This is a genomic window from Pseudarthrobacter sp. NIBRBAC000502771 (assembly GCF_006517215.1).
Taxonomy (GTDB): Bacteria; Actinomycetota; Actinomycetes; order Actinomycetales; family Micrococcaceae; genus Arthrobacter; species Arthrobacter niigatensis.
Map to the genome: position 1 here is coordinate 3,519,268 of NZ_CP041187.1, position 24,263 is coordinate 3,543,530.

Annotated in this window: 22 protein-coding genes; 6 read left to right on the forward strand and 16 right to left on the reverse strand. The window is 65.3% G+C overall.

Annotated features, from left to right (window positions below; translation table 11 throughout):
* Position 1 precedes the first annotated feature (1 nt).
* The 4 genes from NIBR502771_RS16425 to NIBR502771_RS16440 all read right to left on the reverse strand — a co-directional run bounded on the left by NIBR502771_RS16425 (position 2) and on the right by NIBR502771_RS16440 (position 5,394).
* On the reverse strand, positions 2–1,216 hold the full coding sequence (locus tag NIBR502771_RS16425; protein WP_133247125.1) for an ATP-binding protein: 1,215 nt from the start codon (positions 1,214–1,216) through the stop codon (positions 2–4).
* A gap of 227 nt (positions 1,217–1,443) precedes the next feature.
* Positions 1,444–2,943 carry an SCO6880 family protein gene (locus tag NIBR502771_RS16430; RefSeq protein ID WP_109864360.1) on the reverse strand — a complete coding sequence of 500 codons (1,500 nt, stop codon included), beginning with the start codon at positions 2,941–2,943 and terminating at the stop codon, positions 1,444–1,446.
* Positions 2,936–4,306, reverse strand: coding sequence for a type IV secretion system protein (locus NIBR502771_RS21275; protein ID WP_109864359.1), 1,371 nt, complete (start codon positions 4,304–4,306; stop codon positions 2,936–2,938). The genes NIBR502771_RS16430 and NIBR502771_RS21275 overlap by 8 nt, the downstream gene beginning before the upstream one ends.
* A gap of 770 nt (positions 4,307–5,076) precedes the next feature.
* Positions 5,077–5,394, reverse strand: coding sequence for a hypothetical protein (locus NIBR502771_RS16440; RefSeq protein WP_141160686.1), 318 nt, complete (start codon positions 5,392–5,394; stop codon positions 5,077–5,079).
* Positions 5,395–5,431: 37 nt separating this feature from the next.
* Between NIBR502771_RS16440 and NIBR502771_RS16445 the strand changes: the two genes are divergently transcribed.
* Together NIBR502771_RS16445 and NIBR502771_RS16450 are read left to right on the forward strand one after the other, a co-directional pair.
* On the forward strand, positions 5,432–5,917 hold the full coding sequence (locus NIBR502771_RS16445) for a hypothetical protein (protein ID WP_168225754.1): 486 nt from the start codon (positions 5,432–5,434) through the stop codon (positions 5,915–5,917).
* Between the two features lie 168 nt (positions 5,918–6,085).
* Positions 6,086–6,781, forward strand: a complete 696-nt coding sequence (locus tag NIBR502771_RS16450; RefSeq protein ID WP_246839914.1) for an ABC transporter ATP-binding protein — start codon at positions 6,086–6,088, stop codon at positions 6,779–6,781.
* A gap of 115 nt (positions 6,782–6,896) precedes the next feature.
* Here the strand turns inward: NIBR502771_RS16450 and NIBR502771_RS16455 are convergent, their stop codons facing one another.
* From NIBR502771_RS16455 to NIBR502771_RS16505, 11 genes are all read right to left on the reverse strand, one after another.
* Positions 6,897–7,106 (reverse strand): hypothetical protein, encoded by a 210-nt coding sequence (locus NIBR502771_RS16455; protein ID WP_141160689.1) that lies wholly within the window; start codon positions 7,104–7,106, stop codon positions 6,897–6,899.
* A complete protein-coding gene (locus tag NIBR502771_RS21015; RefSeq protein WP_141160690.1) occupies positions 7,103–7,525 on the reverse strand; it encodes a four-helix bundle copper-binding protein in 423 nt (140 codons plus the stop codon). The genes NIBR502771_RS16455 and NIBR502771_RS21015 overlap by 4 nt, the downstream gene beginning before the upstream one ends.
* Before the next feature lie 599 nt (positions 7,526–8,124).
* A complete protein-coding gene (locus NIBR502771_RS16465; protein WP_246839706.1) occupies positions 8,125–9,276 on the reverse strand; it encodes a DUF2254 domain-containing protein in 1,152 nt (383 codons plus the stop codon).
* 196 nt (positions 9,277–9,472) lie between these two features.
* Positions 9,473–10,864, reverse strand: coding sequence for an NADH-quinone oxidoreductase subunit N (locus NIBR502771_RS16470; RefSeq protein ID WP_141161603.1), 1,392 nt, complete (start codon positions 10,862–10,864; stop codon positions 9,473–9,475).
* A 15-nt stretch (positions 10,865–10,879) separates the two neighbouring features.
* On the reverse strand, positions 10,880–12,364 hold the full coding sequence (locus tag NIBR502771_RS16475; protein ID WP_246839707.1) for a NuoM family protein: 1,485 nt from the start codon (positions 12,362–12,364) through the stop codon (positions 10,880–10,882).
* Complete coding sequence (locus NIBR502771_RS16480) at positions 12,361–14,301, reverse strand: proton-conducting transporter membrane subunit (protein ID WP_141160691.1); 1,941 nt, start codon at positions 14,299–14,301, stop codon at positions 12,361–12,363. The genes NIBR502771_RS16475 and NIBR502771_RS16480 overlap by 4 nt, the downstream gene beginning before the upstream one ends.
* Complete coding sequence (locus NIBR502771_RS16485; protein ID WP_141160692.1) at positions 14,298–14,600, reverse strand: NADH-quinone oxidoreductase subunit K; 303 nt, start codon at positions 14,598–14,600, stop codon at positions 14,298–14,300. Before NIBR502771_RS16485 ends, NIBR502771_RS16480 begins: the two co-directional genes overlap by 4 nt.
* Complete coding sequence (locus NIBR502771_RS16490; RefSeq protein WP_141160693.1) at positions 14,597–15,274, reverse strand: NADH-quinone oxidoreductase subunit J; 678 nt, start codon at positions 15,272–15,274, stop codon at positions 14,597–14,599. The genes NIBR502771_RS16485 and NIBR502771_RS16490 overlap by 4 nt, the downstream gene beginning before the upstream one ends.
* Positions 15,274–16,215 (reverse strand): complex I subunit 1 family protein, encoded by a 942-nt coding sequence (locus NIBR502771_RS16495; protein WP_141160694.1) that lies wholly within the window; start codon positions 16,213–16,215, stop codon positions 15,274–15,276. Before NIBR502771_RS16495 ends, NIBR502771_RS16490 begins: the two co-directional genes overlap by 1 nt.
* Positions 16,212–17,366: a hypothetical protein gene (locus NIBR502771_RS16500; RefSeq protein WP_141160695.1), complete on the reverse strand. Its 1,155-nt coding sequence runs from the start codon at positions 17,364–17,366 to the stop codon at positions 16,212–16,214. The genes NIBR502771_RS16495 and NIBR502771_RS16500 overlap by 4 nt, the downstream gene beginning before the upstream one ends.
* Entirely contained in the window at positions 17,357–17,740 is a 384-nt protein-coding gene (locus NIBR502771_RS16505) for an NADH-quinone oxidoreductase subunit A (protein ID WP_246839708.1), read from the reverse strand. Before NIBR502771_RS16505 ends, NIBR502771_RS16500 begins: the two co-directional genes overlap by 10 nt.
* Before the next feature lie 160 nt (positions 17,741–17,900).
* Between NIBR502771_RS16505 and NIBR502771_RS16510 the strand changes: the two genes are divergently transcribed.
* On the forward strand, positions 17,901–18,803 hold the full coding sequence (locus tag NIBR502771_RS16510) for a potassium channel family protein (RefSeq protein ID WP_141160696.1): 903 nt from the start codon (positions 17,901–17,903) through the stop codon (positions 18,801–18,803).
* Between the two features lie 242 nt (positions 18,804–19,045).
* On the opposite strand, the gene NIBR502771_RS16515 is transcribed toward NIBR502771_RS16510, so the two are convergent.
* Positions 19,046–20,158, reverse strand: coding sequence for a multicopper oxidase family protein (locus NIBR502771_RS16515; protein ID WP_168225755.1), 1,113 nt, complete (start codon positions 20,156–20,158; stop codon positions 19,046–19,048).
* Positions 20,159–21,227: 1,069 nt separating this feature from the next.
* Here NIBR502771_RS16515 and NIBR502771_RS16520 point away from each other — a divergent pair.
* Genes NIBR502771_RS16520 through NIBR502771_RS16530 form a run of 3 tightly spaced genes read left to right on the forward strand, consistent with a single transcriptional unit; the run spans position 21,228 to position 24,078 of the window.
* On the forward strand, positions 21,228–21,548 hold the full coding sequence (locus NIBR502771_RS16520; RefSeq protein WP_141160698.1) for a metal-sensitive transcriptional regulator: 321 nt from the start codon (positions 21,228–21,230) through the stop codon (positions 21,546–21,548).
* Between the two features lie 17 nt (positions 21,549–21,565).
* The gene (locus NIBR502771_RS16525) at positions 21,566–21,790 is read left to right on the forward strand and encodes a heavy-metal-associated domain-containing protein (RefSeq protein WP_141160699.1); all 225 of its coding nucleotides are present in this window, start codon (positions 21,566–21,568) and stop codon (positions 21,788–21,790) included.
* A 59-nt stretch (positions 21,791–21,849) separates the two neighbouring features.
* Positions 21,850–24,078: a cation-translocating P-type ATPase gene (locus NIBR502771_RS16530; protein ID WP_141161606.1), complete on the forward strand. Its 2,229-nt coding sequence runs from the start codon at positions 21,850–21,852 to the stop codon at positions 24,076–24,078.
* Positions 24,079–24,263: the final 185 nt, after the last annotated feature.

Consider the following 24,263-nt stretch of genomic DNA (forward strand, 5'->3'; position numbering starts at 1 on the left):
CTCACAGCATCCTGCCGTCAGTCCCGAAAACGTCCAACTCGTCCGTTGTCACCCGGTTGGCAACGATGAAGGAGCGGTTGCCGACCTTCCAGAGACCGACGCCCTTCGGAAGATTCTCAACGTGCTCGCACTCGGCTTCGGTAAGGCCCAGCGCTTCCTTGGTAAGCCGCATTGCGTCGTGCTTCTGGCGGTAGATGATCCTGGTGTCCGCTTCGGTGAGGAGACCCAGGGCTTTCTGCCGATGTCCGCTGGTGCTGTCACCAATCTCGTTGAGGTCAGCGACTTTATGCATGATCAGCAGGTTGGCGATGCCGTAAGTTCTGGCCAAACGCCACTGTTCGCTCATCTTCGCCAGCATGTAAGGATCAGCGAGCATCCGCCAACCTTCGTCGTAGACGACAAGGCGCTTGCCGCCGTCGGGATTGGTGATCGCCGCCTCCAGCCAGGTAGCGCCGCAAGCGGCCGCTAATGACAGGGCTTGCTCCGAAGCCCCAATGAGCGCCGAAGTGTCCATCACCATCATTGGGGCGTCCGCGTCGAAGGCTACGGTGGACGGAGCATCAAACATGCCCTCGAGATCACCGGACACCGTGCGTCTAAGGGAATGGCTGACGGCGGTTCCGCCCTCGACCCCGACGAGAGCTACCATCTCCTTCGACGGTCGCAGCAAATGGTCAAGCACCATGGGCAGCGTGGGGTTGGAGTTTTCCGCCATTGTTTCCATGAGGGCGATATCCAAGGCCGTGTGCTCGACGGGTCGGAGCGGCATTCCTTGACGCATGAGGGAGACAAGTGCCACCAGGAGATACCGGCGCCGCTGGCGAACAACAGCCTGCCACTGTGCTTCAGTGAGGGCGCTTGACCGTGGCCCGGCATCCAGTGGATTTACTCGTGCGGGACGGCCTGGTCCGACGGAAATGACCTTTCCGCCTACAGCTTTGGCGACGGCAACCCACTCACCCTTGGGATCGGAGGCGACGGCGGCTTTCCTGCCCAATGTGATGGACCGCGCGACGAGCGACTTGCCGCACATCGACTTGCCTGTGCCGACGGTTCCGATAACGACGATGGATGGGCCGCTGATGATCCCTTTGTCGTAAAGGATCCAGGGATCGTAGGAGAAGGCTCCTGACCCGAAGACATCGGTTCCGATGTAGGTGCCTTCATGCCCCAGCCCGGACTCTGTGAGGAACGGGTAGGCGGCCGCGAATGTCATGGTCGAGGCGCGGTGCGGTGCCGGACGCAACCGGTGTGGGCCCCGGAGCGAGTTCGGCTCCTTGTTCCCCCAATCTCCCGTGAAGCGAAGCTTCTGAAGTCCGGGCTGTTCATCCTCCGACGGAGCACTCGCCCGCTTGGACGCCCAAGGTGCGGACCGCCGTCGTGCTTTCTGATCCCCCCGACTTACCCCCAACGGAAGGTACTCGAAGCTGCCATTCGTCTTGTTCACCGCAGTCCTCTTCCCAAGGGCAACGCGCTCGCAACGAAAGCCGCCCATTGCTGTCCGTAGAGAAGCCGCAGCTCAACGAAAGCTCCCGCTGCCGCGGACTCAAGCTCCTGGCGGTGTCGTGCCAAGTCCTCCAGTGAGGTCGCTGTGACGGTCATATAAGAGGCCGGACGGACGTCACCGTGGCCGGCGACAATCTCTTCTTCCCTCTGTGTCACTTCTTCTTCCTCGGCCCTTTGCTCACGCGTGAGCGGCCTGTCGAAGCGGGCATTGATACGGCGACGGGTCTCGTGGGCTTCCTGGGCTGAACGGATGTCGCGCAGAGCTTCAGCGGTCGGTACCGCCCGAATAACCTCGGTGAAGGTGTGGCGGAATTCGCCCACATAGATCAGAGGGTGGAGGAAGCCCGGGAAGACTTTCTGCCGCGGCCATTCAGCAATCCAAAAGGTCTGGTGGAAGCCGGAATCTGTCCGCAGGTAGGTCCAGTGCTCCTCTACACCCATCGGGCCTTGCCTCATGAGCTCATCCGTCGACTCTGCTGCTGGTGCACTCGACGCCGAAGCTGTCGCGGCCATCGCTTTGCCGGCGGGCAAAAGGGCAGGATCGAAAGCGCCGCGAATGATGGCAAGCAACCCCGCCTCGCCGAACCATTCCTCGACCTTGACGTTGTGAGTACCCAGCGACGTTCGTATCGCATCGACTTCGAGCCGTAGGACGTGTTCAAGGCCGGTGACGCCCCCGCCCGACTCCCTGATCCGCCGTCGCGCCTTACTCGTGTCCAGGACAACCGCGACGACCAGCTCATGGCTCATAGCCGAGCCGGCGGCCCCCAGTAAGTCCTCGTATGCACGATGGCCCCACCCAGCGGCTTCCTTGTTGTCTCGCGCCGGCAGGGCGTTTTCCCTGTAAAACTCCCAGAGTGCCGATGACGGGTAGGGCACGGTGTAGTCCTGAATGGCGATGCGGGCAATGCTTTGCCGTTGGGCCATGCCGGCCTGAACCCGTGACCAGGCCTGGACTGCCCACGCTTTATCGTCAGCGTCCAGGAGAGCAAAGGACCGCGTACTGCACCGCAGCACTACGATTGCCTCCTTGCCGTGGCCATCGACCAGGAAGCATTCCCCACGGGCGGTAGTTCGAATCTCCAGATTGCCCAACCCGCCGGGAAGGGCAAGTCGGCCGGCGATGCGTGGAGCTTCAGGCTTTGCGAGGAACCTCGTCTGGCCCACAGCTGCGCGGTAGAAGAACGTTGCGATCTGTTGTGCCCAGACTGGATATGGGACACGGGAGTACTGCAGTATTCCGAGCAGTATGAGCACGAGCCACATAGGCCCAGTGGTGAATAGTCCGATTGGACCATGGCTCGCTGATGCAACGATCGCGACGGTAACTCCCGCGGCAACAATGAGCAATTGATACCACTTGAGTCCGAGGAAGAAACCGCGGCGCTCGTACCTTGGGAATTTGACGGCTTCCAACGCGCGCCCGTCTTCAGACATGAGGGGTGCCTCCCTTCGGAGGATCAATTCTGGGTGGCTGGGGTTTCGGAGGTTGCGGGCTCGACGGACCTGGGGTGTTAGCGGGAGGCCGCGCTCGCGGTCCCGGTTCGGTAGGCGTGCTTTGCCGGGCTCGCGCTGGAACCGCGCCGCCTTGGCTCGGTGGACCTACACGCACGAACCCTGTGGTTTCCGCGGACTGCGGTGCACCCGGTGATCCGGTTGACGATCCTGTCTTCAAGGCTCTCTGTCCTCCATCGGGGCCCGGTGAGGTCAACCCGGCGGGCACAGGAGGAGCTGACACCTGTGTCGGGAAGACGTTACGGCTTGAACTGATGGGCCGTGTCATGGCGGAACGACTCACCATGTTTGCGAGAATCAGTCGGCCGCCTGCCTGACGACTGATTTGCCGGGCCGCAACACTGCTGCTTCGCGAGAGCACGTGGCCACCGCCCGCCGTTTGCGCAGCTGCAGCGAGTTCCCCTCCAGCGAAGCTCACGAGGCGCAGGGCCATCATGGGTGCCCCACATGCGAGGGCCATGCCTACGGTTCCGGCTGCCAAGCCCGCGAAGGACTTGGAATCGGCAAAGAGCTTTACGGCGACGGCCAGGACTGTTGCAGCCAAGGGCTTGGCCACAACCAACGCGATGACGACCTCACACCAGCGGCGAGCCCAGGATTTTGTCTTGTCCCAAGGCAGCAGCATGAGGGCCACGGGGGCGACGGCGGCGAGGACAACGAGGGCGAACGAGCGGAAGATCATCGAGCACATCAGAATGAAGGCGAGTATCCAGACGACCACGACTGCCATCATGGTCACCACGGCCGCGCCCGCCGGGCCGCCGGTGTTTCCGGGAGCCAGTGAAACCAAGTTCCATTCCCGGCCACTTCCCTGCGGCGCTCGTTCAAAGCCGAAGAGCCGCATGAAGACAAGATAGGGGTCGGACCCAATCGATTGGAGGAGGGCGGCAGACGCCAGGTCTGTTGCCCTCGTCAACTGCCGGACGAGGTACACGGCGGCGCCCACCAATGGGATCGCGACTGCTCCGCCTATCAAAGCTCTTCCAATGCGTCTTGGTTGCTGGCTAATGAGACCCGAGAGCAGCTGCAAGATCATTACGACGGCGAGCGGAGTCAGCATTACTATCACCCACCAGCTCGTGAGTCCCTGGATGGACAGCCACTGGGAGTCGTCGACGTTCGACACAGTGAAGGCACCCGTGATGAAGGCCCACAGCCACGACGCCATGTTCTGCAGAATGTTTGCGAACAGTGACGTGACCGCGCCGAGGGCGTTGTCGTTGGCCTGCGATACCAGGCCGCATCCGGGTGGCCACCATCCATTGAGATCGCACTCAACGGGCATGACCTAGAACCCGAGAGGGAATGCGGTCTGCGACCAGAGGATGTAGCCAATGGGAGGTGAAGCATGGAACGACATGACCTGAACTTCGAACACGCCTATCGAGCGGCGTGACGACCAGACGTGCAATGACCCGCCCCGTTGTTGAGGTAGGAGATGGGTCACTCAGGCCCGTTTTTCCCCTGTTCAGGCGAAATTCTCGGCGTCCAATGGTTCCTGGCGTGGCGATTAAGTCGACCGGGCCGAGCATGACCGGGGGCGATGTCGATCTCGCAGAGACGTCAGCGAGTTGTCTGACTAACGGACGTTGGGTAACGAGGTGAGGGTCGGCATGCGCCCCGGTCGACTTGATCACCACGCCGCAGCATCGATGGTGGTGAAGTTCGTCGCCACACACTGATCGTGAATAGTCTTGCCTGCTCCCGGAGGAATGCGAATAACATCGTGAGCGATGTTCCTGCGATCCTTGCATTATCAGGCAGAACGGTGCGAACACCACATGAACATCAGGGTCGTACTTCTGTCTGTTTAGGCGCATGGATCTGCCAGGAGACAGCAGCCGGGGCATGGACGGATAATGAGCGGCTATGGAACCAAATGCTTAGGTTCCCGCGGTCCCTGTCCAGGGGAAGAATGGGGCTCGCCTGGTTCAGTTGGTGTCCGCGCGACGCATGCCGGGCCCCGGCATATCCAGGGGTTCTCGCCAGCTCGGTCTGCATGACGAAAAGAAAGAACCCCGACAGCCGGAGCTGTCGGGGTTCCGTCGAGGCCTGTCAGGAGCCGCTGATCTTCCCTGCCGCCATGAGCTGCTGGGCGCGATGCTGCTGCTCATCGTCGCCGAAGCGCGCCACCGCCGTCATGAGATCCATGCCGTCCTCAAGTCCGCCATAAATTTCCTCCAGCCGCTCGTGCGAGCCGCCGAGCAGGCTGATACCGCCCAGCGCGTTGATCTGCTCGAGCTGCAGGTACGCGCGGTACACGAGGTCTACGTGCACACCGTCATCGGCGGTGAAGGGGTTCGGGACGTAGTCGGCGTCCGGCGTAAGGCCATCCGTGTCGAGACCCAACTGGGCCAGCTCGTTGTTGTTCATGGATGCTTCTCCTTGGTTTTGGGACTGTCACTCGGCTGTGACGACTCTCGATCTGAGACCGTCAGGATGCCCCCGGCCGGGCTCCGCCTGGCTGGAACGCCTGCGGGCCGACCACGATGATCACATCGCTTTGGACGTCACTTACCTGGCGTACCAGGACGCCATCGACGGCTATCAGCATACCGATGGGTGGACCAGCAAAGATCCATACTGGCTGAGTGCCGGGCAAACGGTCACCGTCAATGTGGCGTCGGAGCAGCAGAAGACCGTGGGACTCGCGGCCGAGTACGGCGCGACGGAGGGCAACACATCCGTGACCTTCACGGCGTGCCCGGAGGAGAAGACCCCGTACACCTGGTGGCCGGGCGGCTTCCTGGTCCATGGAACGGAGACCAAATGCATCAGGTTGAGCGTGGAGGTGGCGGGGCCGAGGGGGTTAGAAGACCTGTCATCCCCGTCGGTTTCGCCCCGTGCCCCACGTCCTGGTGAGGGTCCGAAAGATTCCGTCAGACTCGCCCAGTAACCGAGTCAGCGGAGCGTGAGAATGGCACCGCTGAGTCACTGACTTCTCGGAACGGCGCGGTAAGGTGCCGGAGTCGACTTGCGTCGGTTCTGGGAGTACGTTCAGTTTCTCCCCATAGGCTGGGGCCACCAAGGCCTGTAGCGGGCCGCGTGGAGGGGATGCGTGCAGATGACCGAAATGAACGAGCAGCCAGTGCGGCCGCTGTTGGAGATCAAAGACCTGCACGTGGCTTACGGGACACGGACGGTGGTGGCCGGTCTGACCGTTGACGTTTACCGGGGAGAGATCTTCGGACTGCTCGGGCCCAATGGTGCAGGGAAGACAAGCACTCTCAGCGTCTTGGAAGGGCTGATAGAGCCTGCGTCGGGCCGGGTACGCGTCAATGGATTGGATGTTCAACAGAATCCGTCAGCGGTGAAGGCCCTCCTTGGTGTGCAGTTGCAGTCCTCCAGCTTTCAGGACGAACTGAGCATCCGGCAGATCGTGACACTCTATGGGGGCCTGTACGGGGTGAAACTCTCGAGGGACCAGATCGGGCGGAGTATGACCAGGATCGGGCTCGGCGAGGAACTGGGCAAACGGTTTAAACAGCTCTCCGGTGGCCAGCAACAACGCCTCGCGCTCTTCATCGCCTCTCTCCACAACCCAATGCTCCTCCTGCTGGATGAACCGACGGCAGGACTGGACCCACAATCCCGGCGGGCACTATGGGGCCGGGTCGAGCGGCTGCGCGGTGACGGCAGCAGCATCCTGCTCACCACACATTCCATGGAGGAAGCCCAGGCAGTGTGTGACCGGGTAGCGATCATCGATCACGGGACTGCTCACGATCGGGACACCCGCCCAGCTGATCACCAAACATAAGAATGATCCTGAAGTGCTTGCCGTGGCACGCGGCACGGTCACCCTCGAGGATGTCTTCATCGGACTGACGGGAAGTGAGATCCATGACTGAGGCAAGTCGGGGGAAGGAACGAGGCTATTCGGCTTTTTCATCGAAGCTGAAACCGCAGGCGCAACGGTAGGTGACCTGGCCGGCAGCGTCTTTGCTGTCCTCCGGCCCATCCGTTCCCGCGCCCGCCCGGGCCACGGGTTGCATGTCCTCCCCGCAGTGGATGTGTGTTGCCAGCATTCGCCGCAGCTGGGGGTCGTCCGACGCCATCCACTGGACTTCCCTGGGCCGTGTCATGGTGTGTCCCCTCCAAGTGCGGAAAGGAGATCCGTGCAGGCCTGTTCGCATCGGTGGCACGCCTCGGCGCAGACTTCGCAGTGCTTGTGCATGGAGGCATGTCCGGCGCACTCGCCGGCGCAGGCCCTGCAGGCTGCCCGGCAGGCTTCCACCATCACACGGGTCACTTGCTCGTCACGGCCCCGATGGCGCGAAAGGATTTTGCCGGTGGCCACGCAGGCGTCGACGCAATCGAGGTTTGTGCGGATGCAGGCGGTGAGCTCCGCTGCCATGTCCTCGCTGAGGCATGCGTCTGCGCACGCGGTGCAGGTCTGGGCGCATTCAAAGCAGGTCTGGATACACTCGGCAACCTTGGCCCTATCCAGTCCTCCCACGCCCTGGGGGTGGGCGTCGATCATGGACAGAACATTGTTAGTCATTGGTTTGTCTTTCCGGTATCGGGGGCAGTGGTGTGGGTTGAACAGCACTGCGTTCTATGTCCGGCTGACGGCAAGCTGCACCACGGTGAGGCTGGGAAGACCAGGCTCGGGCGGCATGAGGGGAGAAGAAAGGGCAATACCTGGCGTCCCGCGTTGTACCTGGTCAGCGGAGTGCACCACCGCGGTCCTGAGTAGAACCGGTTCAGCCCGCGGAGCCTGCCGCCGTTCGCAGCACGCCCGCTCCAGCAGCTTTCCATCCTGGAACGCTTCGCCGGCGATGAAGCCAGGGAGGTGGTGGGAGGTTAACATTGGGGTACCGGCCTGAGCCTGTTCGCTTGGCTTCGAAGACTCCGCGTGGGCAGCGAGGCTTTCAGCAGAAGACGCGGGAACAGGCATATGCCCGGCAAGGGCATAGCTGCTGCCCTGTACATAGGACGCCGCCCCGGTGAGCAGAAACGCCAGAAGGATCCATACAGGGGTCATCCCCAATGCGGCAGGCCTACAGCGACGCGTCCTCGGCGGAGCGCTGTGCGGCGTGGCCCGCAGCCATTTCCCGTTGAACACCCTTAACAGCCTAGCGCGGCAGGGGGTGGCGCGGGTCACACCCGTATTACGTTTCCGGCCCGGCAGTAGTTCCTGGGCTGGTTCACGGCCAGGTCCACCAGCGCGGGCAGCTCCGGAAGCGCGAGCACAACCCGCACCCTCCCGTCGTCGTCGCGGACCCGCTCCGGGCCGGGATCCCTTTCCACCAGCCGGCACAACAGGGCCGAGAGGTGGCCCAGGATGTGTACTGCCGTCGTCGGGTCATTGATGCCCGGCGACAAGGCGCGGGCCGCAACATCCACCAGCTGCCGGAACCCAAACCCGATGTCCTGGACGCTGGTGCGCTCGAAACCAGTGGCCGCGGCCTCGTTGATATCCCGGCACAATTCTTCCCGGGCGGCCCACCCAAGGCCGGCTCCCGTTTCCAGCAGCCAGGCCGTGGCGAAAGGAACCCCTTCCACCAGCGAGCTCCCTGGTTCCCTGTCGATCCGGACCACGGCCCCGCAGTTCACCGCAGCCGCCAGGAGCCGGTCCTTGTCCAGCGAGGTGAGGAACCCGGAGGACGCTGCCGTAATGGGGAAACTGCCCGGCTGCGGGACGGGAGGGGTGCCAGCAGCGGGCCGGTCCTTCGGGAACACCCGGTCAATGGTGTCCCGGGTTTCCCGGTCCACCCGGCGCATCATGGTCTCCACCCGGATCTCCCGGGTGAGGTGCGCCAGGAACAGCACCAGGCCCACCACGCTGGCAATGGCGAGGACGAAGGCGACGGTTACGGATATTTCGGGGACAAACAGCGTGTTCCCCCTGCCCTCGTTACGGACGCTGCGCAGGACGGTCAGGGCGAAGGCAAACGCTGCCAGGAACAGCGCCAGCGTCCCGTGGACAAAACGGTCGGCGGTGAAGGTTCGCAGCAGGCGGGGCGAAAACTGGCTGCTGGCCAGCTGCAACGTGACCACCGTCAGGGAGAACGTCAGGGACGTCACCGTGATCAGGGAGCCCGCGATGGCCTGCAGGACCGCCCGCGCAGCGTCCGGCCCCCCGCTGAAAAGAAGAACGCTGACGCTGTCAGGCAGCTGGCCGTAAACGCCGGAATCGAGCGCCGGCAACGCGGCCCCGAGCGCCATCGCGGCGGCAATGGCCAGCGCCGGCAGCGGCCACAGCTGCGTCCGCAGCGCGTCCAGCCAATGGGCGGCACGTCCGTTCAGCAACGCCCGGCCTCCCTTGGGAATACTTCAGCCATGGAACTCCCTCTCCCCCGGGTGCCGTAGTTGCGGCCGGCTGGCCGCCCCGTCCAGCTGCCGCTGACCGGTCCCGGGGGTACCCAGCGTACTGTCTGCCGCTTCTTTGCGTCCCGGCACGGCGCCCACAGCCACGGATAGCTTTGGTCAACGAAGGTCCGGCCCGTCAAGCGAGGCCTGCCCAGACCAGGCCGCCGCCGATGCCGGCGGCCAGGATCAGGACGGCCCCGGCAAGGGCAACCCCGGCTGCCCACGGCCGGTGGTTGAAGTCCCCCGCCCCCGGGGAGTCCGGAGATGCGGCACGGAAGGCCGGGGCAAGCCACCGCAGGTAGTAGAAGAGGCTTGCCACCGTGTTGGCTGCGGCGACGACGGTCAGCCACCAGAAGCCGCCGTCCCACGCTGCAGTGAACACCGTCAGTTTTCCGAGGAAGACTGCGGTGGGCGGTGTCCCCACCAGGCTGAGCAGGGCCACGACCAGCGCCGTCGCCTGCCCTGGACGCGCGGCGGCGAAGCCTTCATAGCCGGTGAGGACGTTCCGGTGAGGGTAGGCCGCGATGACTGCGAAGGCCGCCAGGTTGCTGGCTGCGTAACCGGCCAGGTAGACCAGGACGGCGGGAAGGGCCAGCGGCACGGCCCCGGCCACGGCGAGCGGCATCAGCAGATACCCGGACTGGCTGACAGTGGACCAGCCCAGCAGGCGCCGGGGGTTCTGCTGTGCAAAAGCAGCCAGGTTACCCAGGGTCATGGTGAACGCGGACAGCAATGCGACCAGAAGCGGCCAGGCCACCGTTTGGGGCATGTGCTCCAGCAGGCGGTAAGCCGCAAGGATGCCGCCGATTTTGGGAACGGTGGTGGCGAACGCGGCGGCCGCGGTCCCGGCCCCCTCCGCGGCATCCGGAACCCAGAAGTGCCCCGGGACCGCCCCCGCCTTGAACATCAGGCCGGCCAGGACACCCACCAGTCCCACTCCGACGACGGCGGTCGAAGCGGGTTCCAGCCCGGCGGCCAGGCCGGGGTAGGACGTGGTCCCGGCCGTGGCGTAGAGCACCGTGACCCCCAGCATCAGCAGGATTCCGAAGAAGACACCCTGCAGATAGGTCTTCAGGGCAGCCTCCCCACCGGACGGGGTCCGGCCAAGACCGATCAGGGCGTACAGCGGGATGCTGGCCAGGAGGAACCCCGCTATGAGCACCAGGAGGTCGGCGGCGCCCGCGAGCACCATGGCGCCAAGGGAAGCCAGCAGGATCAGGCTGTACGTTTCGCTTTCGCGCTCACTGCCGCGGAGTTCGTCCGTGCCCAGCAGAATGACCAGCAACGCAGAGACCGCAACCACCAGCCGCCCCCCGCTGCTGACGGCGTCAACGATGTAGCTGCCGGAATAGGCGGCGGCACCGGCGCCGGACGCGGCAACAGTGGCCACCAGGGCAGCCAGCCCAATGGCCCGGCTGACCCACTGCCGCTCCCTGGGCAGGAAGGAGCCCGCCAGCAAAGCCGCGATCGCCCCTGCCAGCATCAGGATTTCCGGCAGCAGCACCAGAGCGTCGGTCCCCGGATTCATGGACTCCACAGGCGGCTACCCTCCCAGGAGGCTGACCAGCGAGGCCGCAGCCGGGGCAATGACGTCCAGCAGGGGAACCGGGACGAGTCCCACCAGCACCGAAAGCACCAGCAGTCCGCCCGAGGATAGGGCCTCGGCCGGTCGGAGGTCTGTCACCGACGGTGACTTTCCCCGGGTTTCGCCGGTGAACACGCGCTGCAGCGCCCGCAGGAAGAGCGCGGCGGTGATCAGGATGCCGGGCAGCGCCAGGGCCGTCAGCGGGGCGGCGCCGATGCTGCCGGCAAAGATCTGGAACTCGGCGATGAAGCCGCTGAACCCGGGCAGGCCCAGCGAGGCAAAGGCGGCCACGGCAAAGAATGCCGCGTAACGGGGTGCAGGGGCTGCCAAACCGCCGAAGGCACCCATGTCATAGGTTCCCGCGCGGCTATGGAGGACACCGGCCAGCAGGAAGAGGGCCCCGGTAATCAGGCCGTGGCTGACCATCTGGGTGACGGCTCCGGTCACCGCGGTTTCCCTGGCCGCCTGGCCTCCGCCGGCACCCGCCGCGGCCAGGGCCAGGATGATGTAACCCATGTGGTTCACGGAGGTGTAGGCGATCATGCGTTTAAGGTCGCTCTGGGCGAGGGCAACCAGGGCGCCGTAGAGGACCGACACCACCCCGACGGCGATCAGCACGGGAGTCCATGCCCGCCAGGCGTCCGGGAGCAGAGGCATCGCGATCCGGACGAAGCCGTAGGTGCCCATTTTCAGCAGGATGCCGGCCAGGACCGCCGAACCGGTGGACGGCGCATCCGTGTGGGCCGGCGGCAGCCAGGTGTGGAAGGGCACCGTCGGGGTTTTGATGGCCAGGCCGACGACGACGGCGGCCAGCACCCACAGGCCGGCCGGGTTGCCACGCAGCGGTTGGGCACGCAGCAGTTCGGGGATGTCGAACGTGTGGGGGGCGGAAGCCAGGTACAGCCCGACGAAGCCCAGCAGCAGCGCCAGCGATCCCAGGAAGGTGTACAGGAAGAATTTCAGCGCGGACCGGGCCCGGTCCCCGTGGCCCCAGCCGGCGATGATGAAGTACATGCCGACGATCGACAGGTCAAAGAACAGGAAGAACAGTATGAGGTCCTGGGCGGCGAACAGGCCCACGCTGGTTGCCTCCAGGAAAAGGAACAGGGCGGCGCGTGGCCCCGGCCGGTCCCGTGCGCCCCAGTCGTAGACTGCGCAGGCGAGGAAGATGACGGCGGTGAGGCTGATCAGGGGCAGTGACAGCCCGTCTGTCCCCACGTGGTAGGTGCTTCCGACGTTGGGTATCCAGCGCAGCTGTTCTTCATAGGCCAGGCGGCCCGGCCCCGGGTCGCGGTACCCCGCCCACATGACTGCCGCCAGCAGTACTTCCAACGCGGCCGCGCCCAGGAACACGGCGCGGGACACGCCGCCTCGCCCGCCGGACGCAAGGATTACCGCTGCCGCGGCCAGGGGGAAAAGGATGGCAAGACTGAGCAAGGTCACCTCACGACGATGAGTAGGACGGCCGCCACGATGATGACTATGGCGGCTTGGGCGTAGTAATGGTGCAGTTGCCCGCTTTGCGGCCGGCGGGCGGCCCTCCCGGCCGCGCGGACGCTGCGGGCAAGGGTGCTGACAGCCCCGTCAATCGCCTCGTCCGTAATGGCTGAACGGCCAGCCGCGCCTGCAGTGGCACCGGCCATCGCGTCGGTCGCGGAGTCCAGGGCGGTGTCAACCGCGTTGAGGCCATGCGCGCTCCGGCGGGTCAGTTCCGCCGAACCGCCCGCAGCGCGGGCCAGGATGGCGTCGTCGAAGCGGGCCAGGTGGGTGGCGGTGGCAAGGACAGGGCGGACCAGCAGGAAGTGGGCCGCTCGCTCCATTTGCAGCCAGGACAGGGCGCCCGGAATGGACGGGAGGGAACCGCCGAACTTCCACACGGTGATCAGCACGGCCAGGGCCAGCAGGCCGGACAGCGCGAGTTCCGGCAGCGAAGACCGTGCCCCGCTGCCGAGCATTCCGCGCACCACGTCCCCCACCGTCCCCAGCACCAGAAGGCCGGAAAGGGCAGCTGCCACGGCGAGCAGCGTGACGGGCACCTGTTGCCAGCGGGCGACGGTCCGGCTTCCCTTCTCCTCCGAGTCATACCCGGCAGAGGTCCCGGGGAGCACGGGCTTCCAGATCAATGCGGCAGCCTTCGCGGCGTAGGCGGCAGCAAGTACGGCCCCTGCCAGGCCTGCGAGGTAGAGCGGCAGGGAGTGCTCGCGTGCGGCGGTCAGGACATTGTCCTTGGTGGCCCACAGGGACAGCGGCGGGATTCCCGCCAGCGCCAGCACGGCAAGGGTGAAGGAGGCGCCCAACAGTGGCCAGCGCCTCCCCGCTCCCCGCAGATCCGCCAGCCTTTTAGTTCCCAGCGCCGCGAGCCACGCGCCGGCCGCCAGGAACAGGGCACTCTTGGTGGCCGCGTGTGCCATCAGGTGGGCCGCACCTCCCGCAGCGTCGCCCACGCCTGCGGCCATGGTCACCAAGCCCAGCTGCGCCGACGTGGAGGCCGCCAGCAGCTGCTTCAGGTCCTCCTGGCCCACCGCAATCAGCCCCAGCACCACGGCGGTGGCTGCCCCTGCCCATGCTGCGGCGTCGGCGGCCCATCCCGATGCCGCGAGCAGCGGCTGGACCCGAAGGAGCAGGTAACCTCCCATAGCCACCATCGCCGCAGAGTGCAGCAGCGCGCTGACGGCGCTCGGTCCGTCCATGGCACGGGACAGCCAGAAACTGAAGGGCAACTGCGCGGCCTTGCCCAGGGCCGCCACCAGGATTCCGCCGGCGGCAACGTCACGCCAGGGGCCGGGAAGGCCGTCGAGCCCTGCCAGCGACATGCCGCCACCGGACGCTCCGGCGCCGGACATTCCGGCCCCCGCCATCGCCGCTCCTGCGGCAAGGTACAGGCCCAGGTCCGCGGTGCGGGTGGCAATGAAGGCGGTCAGCCCGGACGACACGCGGTGGGACTGCCGCCAATGGAACCCGATCAGGGCGTAGGAGGCGGCCCCCATGACCTCCCAGGCGAAGAGCAGTGCGGGCAGTGTGGTGGCGGTCAACGTCACCAGGACCGCGGCAATGAACACCAGCATCAGACCGTGGAACCGGGCCGGCCCGGCGATGTCCGCTGCTGCTGCGTAAACCAGCACCAGGAACGCCACCGCGGCAACCGCTGGAAGCAGCAGCGCACTGAGGTCGTCAACGTCCAGGCCGAAGCCCGCCCCGGCCAGGAAGCGGACCCACAGAGCCGGCCGCAGCGCTGCCGCAGCCGAGGCAGCAACCAGCACCAGCACCGAAATGGCGACGGACACCAAGGGCGCCACCCGGTCCGCCTTCCGTCCGGCGACGGCCAGTGCGGTCCCGGCGCCGGCCGGAATCCCGATCAGCAGGATCAGCAACCAACTCATCCGGCAAGGTCCGATGCCATGTCTGTCATGTCCGTGCCGCGCGAGCGGTGCAGCAGGATGGCGACGGCAAAGCCCATGGCCATTTCCACGGTCATCGCGGCGATCACCACCAGCAACAGCACCTGGCCGTCCGGCGCCGGGGCCAGGAACCACCAGAAGCCGGCGGCCGCGAGGATGACCCCGTTGAGCATCAGCTCAAGGCCCATCATCACCATGACCACCACCTGTTGGGACATGGCACCGTACAGGCCCACGCAAAACAGCGCGGCCGCCGTCAGCAACACCAGCTCAAGGCTCATTGGTGACCACCATCCCCATGATGGCCTTCATGACCAGTAACTTTTTCATGACCGGCGTGGTGGCCCTCGTGGCCGCTGTTGTCGTCCTGGCCGCCGTCATCCTCATGATTCCCGCGGCGGCCGTGGTGGGCGTCGCCGTCGCCGCCCTTGCACTCCGGGGGCAGGGTGGGGTAGGCGGCGTACCGGCCGCGCGGATTCGCCAGGACCAGGGCCGAGACCAGGGTGGCGAAGAGCACCGGGCTGACCACCAGCATCACCAGCATTTTGGAGCCCATGATGGCCTCACCGAGCGATGCCGTAAGGTTCCCTGCCGGCTGCGTCCGGGCCTGCGGCCAGTCAGCGAAGAGGATGCCCGCGGCCAGGAGCAGGAACAACCCCACCGCGGCAGAGGTAGCGACCTTTTTGCTGTGGACCATGTCCATGGGCATCAGGGCCGGATTCATGCCCATGAACATGATCATGAAGATGGCCATGATCGCCATTTCCATGACCATCATCAGGACGGTGATGACGCCGATGTACTCGAGCTTGAGCTGCAGCAGGATGATGCCGACCGCTGCGAAGGACACGGCCAGGGCATAGCTGGCGCGCGCCATCGAGTCCGTGCGGAAAACCGCCACGCCCGAGGCCACCGCAAGCAGGGAAAGGGCGGCGAAGACAACCGTTTCGAGCATCAACTGCCCCTTCCGGTGATGGTAACGATGGAAACAATGAGGAGCTGCACCAGGACCAGGGGAAGGCCCACTACCCACGCCGGTGCCATCAGTTGTTCGGGCCGCAGCTGCGGGACCCGCTGGCGGACGGCCACGAGCAGCCAGAGCAGGGCAACCGTTTTGGCCAGGAACCAGAACCAGGCCGGGAACCAGGGGCCGGAACCGCCGCCCAGGAAAAGGGCAACGGCGAAGCCGGAGCCCGCGGCGAGCAGCGCGTACCTGCCAGCCAGCAGGAGGAGCCGGTCCATGCCTGACAGCTCCGCCAGGACCCCTCCCCCGAGGTCGGCAGAAATGGGGGCGGTAAAGGGCCGCTGCAGCGAAAACGCCAGGACGGCGGCGACAAATACCAGGAAGGCCAAGGGCATCCACACCACGAACCACAGGCCGTCCTGCGCAGCGACAATGTCCCCCATCCGCAGGCTGCCTGCAGCTATCGCCGGGGCTGTCAGCGCGAACATCAGCGGCAGCTCATACGCCAGCGCGAGGGCCAGGAAACGGTACCCGCCCACCAGCGGATACACGCTGTTGGTACCCCAGCCGGCCAGCCAGACGAAGGCCCACACCAGGACGTCCATCGTATTGAACCAGACCAGTCCCACGTCGAGGTCGGACACCACCCACGTGCCCACCGGCAGCACGGCAACCTTCAGCGCGGCGGCCACCATGAGTCCCATGACGCCCACCTGGCGGAGCACGGCGTCTGCCGCCACGGTGGTGCGCCTGCGCTGGCGCAGCAGCCTCGCCCCTTCGGCGATCGGAGCCAGGGCGCCCCTCCGGGCGCCCCCGGCACGGGCCGACAGCACACCATCGGCCACGGCCCCGGACAACGCAACCACGACGAGGGCCGCAAGGGCTGCCAGCGGGCCCCAGTACGGCAGCTGCTCCACGGCACCGGCGCTCATGCCATGTCCCCTTCCATCGCCGGTACAGGGGTGGGCGAGAGGTCAAGGCTGGCGACAATGAGGCGCACCACGGACAGCTCCTGCCCACCGACCAAGCCAGGCAGGGTGTCCGAAGGGTCCAAACCCGCCGGCGATGCACCTGCGGCGGCGTCGACCATGCGGAGCAGCCGGTCCCACGCATCCGTTCCGGCTGAGTCCCCTGCGGTCCCATGCGGAATGCGGCCCACCCCTTGCAGCGTCCGACGCAGCAGCCAGTTCCGGCGCAGCCTGGAGGCGACGGCATCGAGCCGCCGCAGGCATTCCTCCATGCCCGCCCCAGCCCGGACGGCGTCACGGACAGCCCTGATCCCGGCCGCGTCCCCGGCTGCCCCGGCCAATGTCAGGAGCCGCGCCGCGAGGTCCGTGCGGTGGATGACGACGGCGCGTTCCCGGCCAGCTGGGCCGGCGTCACTGCCAGCTGCGGACGGGTCGAAGGCATACTCCGCAGTTGCGGCGAAGACAACGTCCCCCTGCAGTTCACAGTGCAGGACAAGTCCGGCCGGCCAGTGTGGGAGGTAGGGGCCCAGCGGCACCTTCAGGACATCCAGGTCAAGACCGTCCCGGTCCTTACCTTCGCCGGCCAACGGAATCCCGCCCGGCATCGGCATGTCCATCCCGCTATGGTCCATGTCCCCGTGGTCCATGCCTTCGTGGCCCATCCCGCCGTCGTCCATGTCCCCGTGGTCCACGTCCCCGCAGGAGGAGTCCATCCCGCCCTCATCCACGTCCGCGTGGGAGTCCATCCCGCCGTCGTCCTGGCCCTGTTCGCTGGTCCGGTCCCGCTCTGTTCGCCCCTGATGATCGACGTCGGTCAACGCTCCGACGCAGCCGTCCAGCAACGCCCGGACGTCCTCCGGGCGGCCCACCCGGGTCCGGCTCCTGGGGCCCGGCAGCTGGTTCCAGAGGCGTTCCACGGCCTCTGCCTCACCGGCGGGGACGTCGCCGCACACACACAGGATGTCGGCGTCGCCGGGCGACAGTGCCTCCACCCACCCCCTGAGCGTAATGTCCTCCTCCACGGCCATCCGGGCGCTTGATCCGTCCGCCGCCTCCACGACGAACACATGGCAGCGCGTTACCGCGGCCCGGGCAAGGGCGTCCCTCACGCCCACTTGAACGCTCCTTCGCGCCAGGCCCACACAACGCCGGCCATCAGCACACCCAGGAACACAAACATCTCGATGACCGCGGAAGCGCCAAGCCCCTGCACCACCACCGCCCACGGGTACATGAAGAGCATCTCGACGTCGAACGCCAGGAAGACCAGGGTCGCGGGATAGTAGCGGGCGTGGTACCGCGAAAGTGCATGCTGCTCAGGGACCCAGCCGCTGGTATACGGCCTATTGACCAACGAGTTGCCGGCTGCGGCAGTGAGCTGGTGCAGCGCGTACAGGCCACCCACACCGGCGACGGCCAGCGCGAAGGCGAATGCCAGGTCCAGGTAAGCCAGCATGGCGTCCTTTCCGGGATATGTCAGAAGCGGCACAGGCTCAAATTCCTCAGTATGCTTACCGTACCCCGGCCGCGGGCAATTCCTGCGCCGCGCCTGACCAGAGGAGACCCGCCGGCGGCCGGCGGGATTCGACTTTGCCACATCGTTTTGCGTCTTGGCAGACCCGCCGTTTGGCGAAGAAAGGAGCCGGTCCTTGCAGATCTTCCTGGGCATAGCGGGCATCGCGGTCGTTATTTTCGGCTTGCTGGACATTTTCCACACGCTGCTTCATCCCAGCGGCACGGGCCGACTCACCCGTTTTGTCCTCGCAGGCATTTGGCGGGCTTCCAGGGCCATGCGGCACAAGGCCGGGTCAATGGTAGGTCCGGCTGCCATGGTGCTTGTTGTCCTTTCGTGGGTGGGCCTCCAAATCCTGGGATGGGCCCTGGTTTATTGGCCGCACATCCCGGCAGGATTCGCCTACTCGCCGGGTATAGACCCGTCGAAGTATCACGACCTTGCAGAAGCCCTGTATCTTTCCACGGTCACCCTGTCCACGCTGGGATTCGGGGATGTGGTGCCCAGCGACCCCTTTATACGCGCCTTAACTCCGCTGGAAGCACTGACCGGATTCGGGCTATTGACCGCGGCGCTGACGTGGTTCACCCAGATTTATGCGCCGCTGTCGCGCCGCCGGGCACTGGCGCTCAAGTTGCGGGGCCTTGCCGTGGCCGGCTTTGCAGACAGAATGCAGGTGGCCGATGTGCCAACCGCAGCCCTGGTACTGGACGCAATCGCAGCGGAGGTAGCTAAGGTGGACGTCGATTTCATCCAATACACGGAGGGATTCTATTTCCGGGAGGAGGACCCGGACCTATCTCTTGCCAAACAGCTGGGATACGCCGTGCAGGTCCGTGACGTCGTCCTTTCCTCGAATGAACCATGTCTGCGACTGGCCGGGGAACAACTGTCCGCAGCACTGGACCATCTCGCGGCGACGCTCGGCGGTAAGTTCCTCACTACGCGCGGGTCCACGGAAGACATATTTGCTGCCTACGCGGCAGAACACGGCCAAAACCCGGCGCCCGGTAACAATGACAACGATCCCGGGCTTTGAGCATCAGGAGAAGCCGAAACCGGGTGCGCCGGTCCCAAGGCAGGACAGGTTGCGGACCGCGTGGTTGTCAGGGCAGTTCCCGAGCAACCGTGCCACGGGGGTGGAAGCCCCTGCCCGGCTTCCCGGTCACTTCCAACGTTCTGCCGCACTACAGCATCCGGGATCTGCTGGCGTTTTGCGGGGCGGAGGCAGGGCGGTCGCTGCGCTTCAAGGCAGCGGCCGTCCTGCCTCATGAGCACCTGTCAGGACGGTGACCCGAAGTAGTCGGCTGGTACCGGGGCTGAGCCGCTGTAGTGGAAGATGCGGAGCATCCCAACCGGCGCCCCTTGGTAGCCGGACTCGCTGGCATTGGCCTGGTGACCCGGGAAACTGCAATGGAAGACCCAGTTGCCAGGGTTGTTCGCTCTGAACTGCACGGTGAAGAACTCTCCTGGTTCGATCGCCTGGGTGGTGATGGTGGTGGGTGGGGTTGGATGACCGTTGATGTCGACCAACGTCATGTCCATTCCATGAAGATGCATGGAATGGGCCATGCCGGATGCGTTGTAGAGGCGTATTTGGACCAGGTCCCCCTGATTGATGTTGATCGGGCCGCCGGCAGCATCCCCGGTTTTACCGTTGATGGTGCTGAAGGGAAACATTCCACGCTCGTCTGGTTTGGGCACCGCCGGCGCACCTTCACTGACGGTCCTGCCGTCGTCCCAGGATGGATTGAACTGCTGCAGGGTCATCCCGATGTCAATCTGGGGGTTCTGCTTCGCCTGGGTGGTCTTTGGCAGGATGGTGATAAGCCCGACCAGGCCCCGCGGCTCCTGTTCGGCTGTTTTAGTGTGCGTGTGATACGCGAAGGTTCCGGCATGGCCGGGCTGGTAGGCCGGGTACGTGCGGGTCGTGCCGGGCTTTACCGGCTCGAAATCGATGCCCGCCACGCCGTCGGCCGCGTTTGGTTCGTGGGTTCCGTGTGGGTGCAGACTGGTTGGTTGATCCAGATCGTTGGTGACCACGAACTGTACTTTTTCGCCCTCGTAGGACACCAGCGTCGGTCCGGGACTTGACGCCTTGATGTCATCACTTCCCGTCGCCTTCCAGCCCAGGACCTTTGCCGTCTTGATCGGGAACGTCGCGATCTGCTGCGTCACCTCCACCGCGGTCAGCCGAAAAATTCTTGTGTCACCTTGCAGCTCGCCCATATCCGTGTCGACACCGGGAGTCGTCGGGATGGTGGTGGCCACGGGGGCGTTGCCGTCCCGGCCGGGCCCATCATTGTTGGCACCCGTAGAGACCTGGGCGCCGGTCAGAGCCGTCACCAAGGCTATGGCACTGAGGCCTGCCAGCATTTTTCCATTCAATTTCATGATTTTGCTTCCTTGTCCTGGGGTTCCGTCGCGGTAGTCTGCAACGGTCATGCCAAAGAGGGCGCCACGCAACGTCGATCCAGCCCGGCGCCAGGTCTTGTAACCCTTCACGTGCAGGGGCGCGGTTTACGTCCGGCTGATAGACAACGCAGTCAACGAAGGAGCCGATGGCCCCATCTCGAGGACTACCGGTTGCTGCATGCCATTTCCTGCCGGACAGGCCCCGGCCGCGGCCGTGACAGGCGCGTCAATCGCGGCTTCAACCCTAAGCTCCTGTGCCGGCAGCGCGGGCGAAGGTGTCCCACTCCGAAGGCAATGGGCTGACATGTCGGGGAAAGCGACGGCCCGGACGGAAAATGCTTCCGAATCCGCCAAGGGGCTCACCACACCCGTGCGAAGCGTCGGACTTTCCATTGGCTGCCCGCCCCCAGGGGCCTGAACGTCGTGGAACGAAGTGAAGGACGAAGGAGGACAAGCTCCAACACCCAGGCCGAAAACCATCAGGAGCAGCAAGGACGCAGCCACGACTTTCCCTCTGGCCTTACCGCCGGGAGCCCAAACGTGAATGGACATGATTCGTTTGCCTCTGCCCTGACTTATCGTCGGTTTCTTTACTGCCGAACGCCGATGAAGGCTGCGATCCACGCAAGCACACCAGGTGGGAAATCGACAGTAACCTTACCAATTATGTGGCCTTAAGCAACCAGCCTGTCAAGTTCCGGCATACACGGCATCGACCTGCGGGAGCGGGATGGGTGCGTCATATCGTCAGCGCCCGGAGCATAATACGCAGAAACTGCGTGAAATCAGCAACGGTACGTTCTTTGAGAGGAATTTGTCCGGCGTCGCTAGTTCGAGAAGGGCGTCGCGTCGGCTCCCGGGCACGTCGGCCCCGTTCTCGCTGATGATGAATTGCCGCCGATCCGGGTATAAAGGCATCGAGCGAGTCAAGCCCGCTTGAATTGCGGCACCACGGAGGTCCTGAAGCAACGGCCTGTAACCCCTCGGATCCTTGACTACATACCCCCTAGGGGTATATATTTTTGTTGCCGCTGAAAGGGAATTCCCAATGATTCAAAATTTTGACAGCCAACAGTCCGCCCATGCCGCCGGCTACGGGTACAGCAATGAAAAGGAGGCTTACCTGCGGCGTTTGAAGCGCATTGAAGGCCAAGTGCGCGGGATCGCCCGCATGGTCGATGAAGACGCCTACTGCATCGACATCCTGACCCAGGTCGCGGCGGTAAACAAGGCGCTGCACGCGGTCAGCCTGGGCCTGCTCGAAGAACACATAGGACACTGCGTGGTGAACGCTGCAGCCGATTCGGACAAGGCCGGCGAGGCAAAGGTCAAAGAAGCAACAGACGCCATCGGTCGCCTGCTGCGGTAACGACGAAGGAGAACGTCATGAGCGTGAAGACAAGGGTCAACATTTCCGGAATGCACTGCGGCCACTGCGTGGCATCGGTGACCGAGGAGCTGGAGGAGCTCGAGGGCGTCGCTGACGTGGACGTTGCCCTGAACAAGGACGGCATATCCGTGGCCACGATAACGTCCGCGCGGGAACTGGACCCGGCCCGGATCCATGCGGCAGTCGCTGAGGCCGGCTACGCCGTGGTGGCCGGGGGTTAGGCGTGGGCATCGAAACCGTTGCTCCCGGTACCCGGATTCTTGAACTCGACATCCAAGGCATGACCTGTGCTTCCTGCGTTGCCCGGGTGGAGCGGAAACTGGGCAAGCTTGACGGCGTTGACGCCATGGTGAACCTGCCGCTGGAATCGGCTCGGGTCATCGTCCCTGACGCTGTTTCGGACCAGCAGATCATCGACACGGTGGCGGCCACCGGCTACACCGCCTCGCTCAAGGCCCAGGCGCCTTCCCGGGACAAACAACAGGTTCATGACCCGGCTCTGCCCCCGGCAGGGCCGGGCATTCATGACCAGGCTGCTGCACCGACGGCGGCGGGAACGGCCCTGTGGCCCCGCCTCCTGACGGCCGCGCTCCTGACCTTGCCGGTGCTGGTCATCTCGATGCTCCCGGCCGCCCAGTTCCCGCACTGGGGATGGGTTGCGCTTGTTCTGAGTGCGCCGGTGGTCACGTGGGCTGCGTGGCCGTTCCACCGGGCGGCAGCCATCAATGCCCGGCACCTGGCCTCCACGATGGACACCCTGGTATCCATCGGGGTCAGTGCCGCGTTCCTGTATTCGGCCTGGCAGCTTCTGGCCGATCCGATCATGACAGCACACCCCGGCATGGACATGCGCGCGCATGCACTCTACTTCGAAGTCGCCGCCGTGGTGACCACGTTCCTGCTGCTGGGCCGCTATCTGGAAGCCAACGCAAAACAGCGCGCCGGCAACGCCCTGCGCGCACTGCTGAACCTCGGCGCCAAGGAAGCCAGCGTGGTCCGGGACGGGACCGAGTCACGGGTCCCGGTTGATTTGCTCGTTCCGGGGGACGTCTTTATCGTCCGTCCCGGGGAAAAGATCCCCACGGACGGGTTCGTGGTGGAGGGCCAGGGCGCGGTGGACACCTCGCTGATCACAGGCGAACCGGTGCCGGTCGAGGTCGGTGTGGACGATACCGTGATCGGGGCGACCATCAACACCAACGGCCGGCTGCTGGTCAAGGCCACACGGGTCGGCAGTGAAACCACCCTTGCCCAGATGGGACAATTGGTCAGCCAGGCCCAAAGCGGCAAGGCGGCGATCGCGCGGCTGGCCGACCGGATCAGCGCGGTCTTTGTCCCGGTCGTCCTGGGCATCTCTGCGGTGACCTTTGCAGCATGGCTGATTGCCACCGGGGACCTGCAGCCGGCATTCACCGCCGCAGTAGCCGTGCTGGTGATTGCATGCCCCTGTGCGTTGGGTCTGGCAACTCCCACGGCACTGCTCACCGGGACCGGGCGCGGCGCGCAACTGGGCATCCTGATCAAGGGCCCGCAGGTCCTGGAAGACACCAGAACCGTGGACACCATCGTGCTGGACAAGACCGGGACCGTCACCAGCGGCAAACTGTCCGTCTCCGCTGTCCGGAGCCTGACCGGGGCCGACGGGGACGAGCTGCTCGCCCTGGCCGGGGCGGTCGAAGCGGCCAGCGAACACCCCGTGGCCCACGCCATTGCACGGGCCGCACGCGAACACGGTCCCCTGGCGGCGGTGGCCGACTTCGTCAGCGCCCCGGGCGGGGGCGTGCGCGGCACTGTCAACGGACGCTCAATTGTCGTCGGACGCGCCGGCTGGCTTCGGGACAATGGCATCGACACCCCTGCAGAAAGCATGGAACATCTGCACGCGCTGGAGGACTCCGGAGCGACCGTGATCTGGGTCGGCGTGAACGGAGAGGCCGGCGGCCTGATCAGCCTCACCGACACCATCAAGCCGGGCTCAGCGGCTGCGATCGGCAGGTTCAAGGAGCTCGGACTGCGTCCGGTCCTGCTGACCGGCGACAACACAGCCGCGGCGCTGGCCGTTGCCGCGCAGGTGGGCATCCCGGCCGCGGATGTGCTGGCAGGGGTCCTGCCAGAAGGCAAGGTTGAGGCCGTGCGCCGGCTGCAGGAGACCGGCGGAACCGTGGCGATGGCAGGGGATGGCGTCAACGACGCCGCCGCCCTGGCCCAGGCTGACCTTGGCATCGCCATGGGCAGCGGGACCGATGTGGCGATCGCCGCAGCAGACCTCACGGTCATGGGAAGTGACCTCGGGCAGGTCGCGCAAGCCATCGAGCTCTCCCGAAAGACGCTGGCCACGATCAAGACCAACCTGTTCTGGGCCTTCTTCTACAACGCCGTGGGCATCCCGGTCGCCGCGCTGGGCCTGCTGAACCCGATGATCGCCGGGGCCGCGATGGCCGCCAGCTCGGTCCTGGTGGTGACCAACTCGCTGCGATTGCGCCGCTTCGGACGGGCCGCGATGAGGTGAATCCCCTTCCGCCTGCGGCAGGGATGGTGAAGGCCGGTGATACACAACCCCCAAAGGCAGTGCATCACCGGCCTTCAGCAGTTTATTCACCGGCGCGGACAAACGTCGCGGCGCCTTTGGGGTCATCCGGGTCATGGGGCAGAACGCAAGTTCGTGGACGGACACGACGGGGTCGAGCTGCGGCC